Genomic DNA, 7,059 nt, shown 5'->3' on the forward strand with positions numbered 1-7,059 from the left:
CCCCCGCCTCTACGATCAGCGCTCATTAAATGCCCTGGCCATGCTGTCCTTGATCGGCTTGGACAGGTAGCTGAAAAAGGTCCGCTCCGCCGTCTGGATGAGAATTTCGGCGGGCATGCCTGGCGTCGGAACAAATCCAGGCACGCGAGCCAGTTCACTGACTGGCAGGTTGACGCGCGCCAGATAAACCTCCTTTTCGGTCGGGCCGGAGGCGTCGGGGAGCGAGTCGGCCGAGACGTAGTAGACTTCCCCGTTCAGAACCGGCGTCGTGCGCGCGTTGAGCGCGACCAGCCGTACCGTCGCCTTTTGTCCGACCTTGACATTGTCGATCTCGGTGCGAGGCACCTGCGCTTCTATGATAAGCGGCACATTCGCCGGCAAGATCTCCATGATGCTCTTGCCGCTCTCGATCACGCCGCCGGAGGTGTGGTAGAATAACCGCACGACAGTGCCCGAAACCGGCGCATTGATCGTCGCTCGGCGCAGCACGTTTTGCGCCTCGCGGGACTGTTCGCGGATGCTGTCCAGTTCGGTTTCAACGCCCTCGAGTTCGTCGAGCGCCGCCTGGCGGTAGGCGTTTTCTGTCTGCCGCATCTCCTGTTCGTGCTTGATGACCTGGGCGCCGGTCTCGGATATCTCGGCTGAGAGCCGCCCCATCTGCCCTTCGGCATCTGCTATGGCGCGCTGAATCGCCTTGATCTCGGTCGCGCGGATCAATCCTTGGTCGAGCAGGGTCTTCTTGCCGGTATACTCCTCGCGTAGCAGACCGAGCTGTATCGTGACCGCTTTCAGCAACTGCTCATAACCGCCCGCCCGGAACTTCAGGGCGCCGATGTTCTGGTCGAGCAATCGGATCTCGCTGCTCATTTTGGTGCGCGAGCCCTCGAAGTTGAGACGCTGGCTATGCACGATCGAAGCAATTTCCGGGTCGTCACGATTTTCGGTTATTGTGGCCGGGAACTCTATAGTCTCCGTCCCGTGCACCTCGGCGGTCAAGCGCGCCACGATCGCTTCAAGGCGCGCCTGGCGGAAGAACAACTGCCGTTCCTTTGCCCGCGCGGCCGTGTCGTCGAGCAGCACCAAAGGCTGATTGGTTACGACAAGGTCACCTTCGCTAACCAGAAGCTGCTTGATGATACCCCCTTCGAGGTGCTGGATGATCTTGTTCTGCCCAGTGGCCACGAAGCTTCCTTGCGCGACGATCGCCGCTGCGAGCGGTGCTGTGAATGCCCAGGTGCCAAATCCGCCGAAGGTGACGGCCATCAGCAGCAATCCGGCGGTCGTCTGCTTCCAAATGGAACGCGGAACGGCGCCATACCATTGAGCGTCTTCGATCTTGGCTATTTCTTTCACGGCCGATCTCTCTCATTTGACCTGAATATTGGCAAAATGGCCGCCATCGAGGCTCATGCCGCGCGCCGCCAAAGCCTGGAGCACGTCCTGACGCAACCCGAAAAGAGCCACGGTGCCGTTGACGAGCACCAGGATCTTATCCACGGTCTGCAGCAAAGCAGGCCGCTGCGTGATCGTCACCATCGTGATCTTTTGCTCTTTGGCTTGCTGTAGAGCGCGCGACAAAGCCAACTCGCCACCGGTGTCGAGGTTCGAATTCGGCTCGTCGAGGACCACCAATTTCGGGCTGCCGAAAAAGGCGCGCGCCAGAGCGATACGCTGCTTCTGCCCGCCAGAAAGCGGCGCGCCATCGGCGGCGACAAAGGTCTCGTAGCCATGCGGGAGCGAGGCGATCAGTTCGTGCACGTCGGCCAGCTTGGCGGCTTCGTAAATTGCGCCATCGTCGACGTCTTCGCGCATTCTGGCGATGTTCGCCTTGATCGACCCCGGGAAAAGCTGCACGTCCTGGGGAAGGTAGCCGATGCTTTCACCAAATTGCCGCTGATCCCAGTTCCGCAGGTCCATCAGGTCGAGCCGCACGCTTCCCGAAGTTGGAAGGATCGAGCCGACGAGCATTTTGCCCAGGGTCGTTTTACCGGCGCCCGAATTGCCGATGATCGCCAGCGAATCTCCGGCCTCCAGCCCAAAGCCGATGCCATTGAGCACGACACGTTTGGTTCCTTGCGGCACGAACAGCAGCCGCTCGACATCGAGGCGCCCTTCCGGACGCGGCAGCTTCAGGCGTTCGAAGTTCAGCGGGGATTCCTTCAGCAGCGCACTGATGCGGCCAAAGGCGGCGCGTGACTGCACAACCTGGTTCCACCCTTCAATCGCACCCTCGATCGGGCCAAGTGCGCGACCGGCAACGATTGACGCGGCGATGACCATGCCGCCCGTGACCGAGCCCTCGATGGCCAGATAGGCGCCCCAGCCGAGCATTATGACCTGAGTCAGCAGCCGGACGCCCTTGGAAAGAGAAGCAAAGGCTATGTTTCGGTCCTGGGCTATGACCTGCCATCTGAGCGAGTTGCCGGTATCCTTGCCCCAGATCCACACGGCTTCCGGGATCATCGCGAGCGCGTTGATGATCTGCGAGTTGCGCGACATCGAATCGACGTGGAGGTTGGCTTTGGTTTGGCTTGTGTTGGCCTCGCCGAACGGCTTGGCGGTTGCGCGCTGGTTGGCGAGCGTGATGGCCAGCAGCAGCAGCGCCGTCGCCACGACGATGAAGCCGAGGTCGGGGTGGATCAGGAATATCGCCAGCATGAACAACGGGGCCATCGGCGCATCGAGAAGAGACAGCAACGTGGCGGACACCAGAAACGTGCGCAGCTGCTGAAGATCCCCCAGCGTCTGATATTCGCGCCCATTGCTGTGCAGTGAAGCCCTGGCGGCTGCGCTGAGGATTGGTCCGCCCAGTTGGGCGGCGACCTCGACCGCTGTGCGCATGAGGATGAAGCGCCGGATGGCGTCAAAAACCGACTGCAGGATGACTGCGCCGACGATCACGATCGTCAGCATCACCAGGGTGTCGACCGAGCGGCTCGTCAGCACGCGATCCGAAATCTGGAAGAGGTAGACAGGTATCGCCAGCACCAGCACGTTGGTCGCTATCGTGAAGATCATCACTGCGATGAGGTTCTTCTTGACCGCGCGAAGGCCGGCCGTGAGGCTTGCCGAGAGATCGACCGGGCCGAGACGCTTGTGGAATGCGCCGCCGCCGCCGCCATTGCCGCCGCCACCGCCGCCCCCCTTGCCGGTTCCGGTCGGGCCGCCGCCGCCAGGCACTTCCCGGGCAAGCAAGGGACCGCGGTCGCCCTCGATTGTCACGCCGGGCAGAACCGGCTTGTTCTTCATCTCCTGCGTGGGCGGCTCTACTCGCGCGCTCGGCTCGTGCTGCTTGCCGGGCGCGTCCTTCGGAGCGTTGGGCGTCTTGCGTTCCAATATTTCCGGCTCCGGCTTGCGCGCCGGTTCTTCCCTTGGTGGTACGGCGCGCTGGGTCGGCTCGGAGATCCGAGGGCTTGGTGGCCGGATCTCCTGCGTGGGCGGCTCTACTCGCGCGCTCGGCTGGTCCTGCTTCGCGGGCGCGTCCTGCAGTGTGCTCGGCGTCTTCCGTTCCAATATTGCCGGCTCGGGCTTGCGCGCGGGTTCTTCCTTTGGTGATACGGCGCGCTGGGCCGGCTCGGAGATCCGAGGGCTCGGTGGCCGGATCTCCTGAGTGGGCGGCTCGCCTGCTCGCGCGCTCGGCTGGTCCTGCTTCCCGGGCTCGTCCTGCAGTGTGCTCGGCGTCTTCCGTTCCAATATTTCCGGCTCGGGCCTGCGCGCAGGTTCTTCCATTGGCGCTACGACACGCTGGGCCGGCTCGGAGATCCGAGGGCTCGGTGGCCGGATGGGGTCGGGCTTTCTAATGCTGTCTGCGGCTGGAGCAGTGGGCGTGGCCGGCGACGGAGCCGAAGGCGCTTTTGCTTGCGGATAGGGTGGTTGCACCTCGCGTGGCTGAGCGCGGCTATCACCAGGTAAAGGCGCGGTGGAAGGGCGCGCTTGTTCGGTGACCCTGGCTTGTTCGGTGACCTTGGCTGGCGTCGCGTCGCGAACCGATGTTGGCGTTTCGGTTGGCCGGGCGCCCACTATGCGCCGCAATTCGGCAACGACATCGTCCAGTTCTTCCACCGAACGATCGACCGCCCTGCTATGACGAAACAAAGACTGTGAGATCGGCTCGGCGGCCTCGATAGACGCCTCGCTTCGCACGCCGTCATCCGGCCGATCCCATTCTGGTTCTTGGGCGAAAGCGCGCCCGGTTTGATCGCGATCTTCGGTCATTGGTGCCACCCCGGTTCGAAAATCACGCGAGAACGCTTTGCATCGGATCGGAATAGGTCTGCTCAGGCACGAGCGAGGGATACGCCACGTTTTGAGAGGCTTCCGGCGCCAGCATGTCGTCGTCGAGGAAAGCGACCGCTTCGTTCACCAGCACGTCGGGATTCTGGCCACCAAGATCGGGGCCGGTGGAAATTAGCTCCGCCTGGATGAGGATCTCGTCCGAATAGATGCCGCCGCCGACATAGGTCTTGCCGGTGGAATCCACGTCGGCAATGTAGGCATAATTGACCAGCGAGTTGGTTCCCGTCGAAACTGTCCAGTCCGCCTCCGGATGCGCCAGCGCATTCATGGCCAGGGCCACCTGATCGCTGTCACCAAGAATGGTGGTCTGTTTGATGTATTGCAGATTGAGGATGTCGCCGGAGACGTAGAGCACCCGAATCGCCCCGATGCCCGCGAATGCGCCATCGTTCAGTATGTCGGAAAGGTCACCGTTGCCGTTCTGCAGGCTTTCACACGCCTTGCGATAAGCTTCAGACATCGCCTCGAAGCGATCGCCGGCGCCGTAATTGACGATGTTGGCCTGGTTCCAAAGCAGATTGTCGCTGGTGGAGGCCGCGCCTTCGCCGGTTGTCTGGAAACCATCGACCGCGCCGATCAGGTCGTTGTCCAGGAGCACGTTCAACTGATGGATGATGTTGGCGTCATAAATGTTTCCGCCGACGACGATCAGGTCGTAATTGAAGCCCAGTTCGTCCAGCGAAATGTCGTTGGCCGCCGTGTTGGCGCCGGCTGTCACCAGCGTCTTGACTCCCGATGACGACAGGACGGAAACGTCATTGTCCATCATGAAGGTGTATTGCTGGATCCAGTTCATGATGAGCAGGTCACCTTCGACCTCGGTGACAACCCAGTGCCTGGGAAAGTCACCCTGGTTGGCCTGCGACGCCGCAGCTACCGCCGACGGATCGATGCGCTTGAACATCGCGATATTGAAGCCTTGGGTCGGATCGGTGGCGTTCAGGCCCCAACCGTTGATGGAGGCACTGACGAGATCGCTGTCGCACGAAACATTGATCTGAATGATCGCGTTGAGCTCGACATGGTCGCCCATCACCGCGCAAACCGGCGACTGCAGCCAATTGTTGGCCATCGACACGCTGTTGACGAGGAGATTGCCGCCGGCTTCCAGCTCGACCGAAACATCGATGTCGATGCTTCCGGACCCAGGCGTGTAGGAGGGTTGCTCGGGCTCTTCTTCGTCGTCCTCTTCCTCATCAGCCCGACGGTGCTTCTCCGGGAGGTGATCGTCGAGCTTGGGCGCTTCGTCCACGGACTGCCCATTGACGTAAGTGCCTTCGATGACGTCGGCCTTGACGACGAAAACATCGGCTTCGCCATCCGTTTCCTCCGGATAGCCGTTGAGCCGTTCGCCGGCTGTCTTGATGACAGCCACTATCTCCTCGGACGAACCCGGCATTTCCAGATCGTCGATCGGCGACAGATCCGCCGCCGCGCCCAGCAAGGCCGTCATTTCGGCAGCATGGTCGGCTGCTGCGGGGGAGAATTTCAGGCCATGTCCGCCAGCGCCGACATAGTCGTTATCGGAGAGCTGAAGCTCCTGGTTGATAAGGACCGCCACCGAGCCAGGGGGCTCGATATGGGGCAGGATCAGGCGTGAAGGCGCACTCCCCATCGGCGGTGCGTCCGGGTGGAACACGAAACCTGGATAGGCGACGTCCGGCTGCGGGATCGCAGGGATGTCTGGAGGAACGAATTGGAAATCCGACCAGGGTGTCGTCAGGACAAGTTTTGGTGGAACTGGCGAATACTCGATGGAGGGAACGAAATCCTCCAGATCGTATCCTGCGTCGACGTTGACCGTTTGACTGGCAAGCTCGGGCGTTTCTTCCTCGACCGCCTGGGCCGCCTTGAATTCGTCATAGGCTTTCCTGAGACGGGCTTGCTCCAGCGTGATTTCAAAAAGTCCCACAAAGTGGCTGATCGCCTCGGTGATCTTGTCCATATACACGGAAGTTTCCTCCGGTTTTCGAGATCATCCGCGCCCTCGCCGGGTCGCGCTTCTCTTCTCTGGTTGGGAAGACTGCGCGGGGTTTTCCCCCGCGCAGCCCCTTTTTTGCAGGTCTCGCCGCGGCGAGACCGGCCATGCCAGTTATGTCGCGTCGTCTTCGCCAACCAGCGAGCTGGTGAGGTTGCCGCCCACTACAGTCATGTCGACCGAGTGGCCTTGCAGGTTGGCGCCCATCACGATCTGCTGGTTGAAGCCGTTCATGTCGATGGTGCCATTGGCGTTGGCCTGGCTTATGGCTTCGATGTGCTGGTCGTGGCCGATATTCGACCCCCAGCTGCCGCCGCCGCCGCCGTCGCCAGCCGCGCCGCCGGTCGCAGTCGCTGCGCCGCCGTTGCCGCCAGCGCCGCCCGTGGCGTCGCCGCTCCAGGCATAGCCGCCGTCCGCTCCGTCAGCCCAAGCGCCGCTGAGAGCAACCGCGCCCGTTCCACCGGTCGCCGTCGAAGCGCCGCCGGTCGCATCGCCGCCAGTCGCGTCGCCGGCCGTGGCCGCACCGCTGGTGGCTGCGCCACCGGTGTTGACGTTGCTCGCCAGGCCGCTGCCGGCACCGCCGCTGCCGGCACCGCCGGTTGCGTCGCCGCTCGTGCCAGCCCCACCCGCGCCGCTGCCGGCGCCGCCGCCGGCGCCGCCGACGCCAGAGCCAGTGCCAGAGCCAGTGCCCGTGCCAGAGCCAGCGCCGCCGGTCGAGCCTGCGCCGCCGCCAGTCGAGCTTGCAGCGCCGCCATCGACATCGGCGAAGTTGCCGGCAACCGCGC

3 protein-coding genes and 1 pseudogene are annotated in these 7,059 nt (G+C 62.8%); all 4 read right to left on the bottom strand.

Annotation, left to right across the window (positions count from 1 at the left end):
* Nucleotides 1-15: 15 nt before the first annotated feature.
* On the bottom strand, nucleotides 16-1,353 hold the full coding sequence (locus AC0L2C_RS29885; RefSeq protein ID WP_287063554.1) for an HlyD family type I secretion periplasmic adaptor subunit: 1,338 nt from the start codon (nucleotides 1,351-1,353) through the stop codon (nucleotides 16-18).
* Nucleotides 1,354-1,365: 12 nt separating this feature from the next.
* Entirely contained in the window at nucleotides 1,366-3,513 is a 2,148-nt protein-coding gene (locus AC0L2C_RS29890) for a type I secretion system permease/ATPase (RefSeq protein ID WP_473525102.1), read from the bottom strand.
* A 724-nt stretch (nucleotides 3,514-4,237) separates the two neighbouring features.
* A complete protein-coding gene (locus AC0L2C_RS29895) occupies nucleotides 4,238-6,241 on the bottom strand; it encodes a type I secretion protein (protein WP_473525104.1) in 2,004 nt (667 codons plus the stop codon).
* 147 nt (nucleotides 6,242-6,388) lie between these two features.
* A pseudogene (locus AC0L2C_RS29900) lies at nucleotides 6,389-7,059 on the bottom strand (hypothetical protein); the annotation flags it as partial.

This window comes from Mesorhizobium sp. WSM4845 (assembly GCF_055811455.1).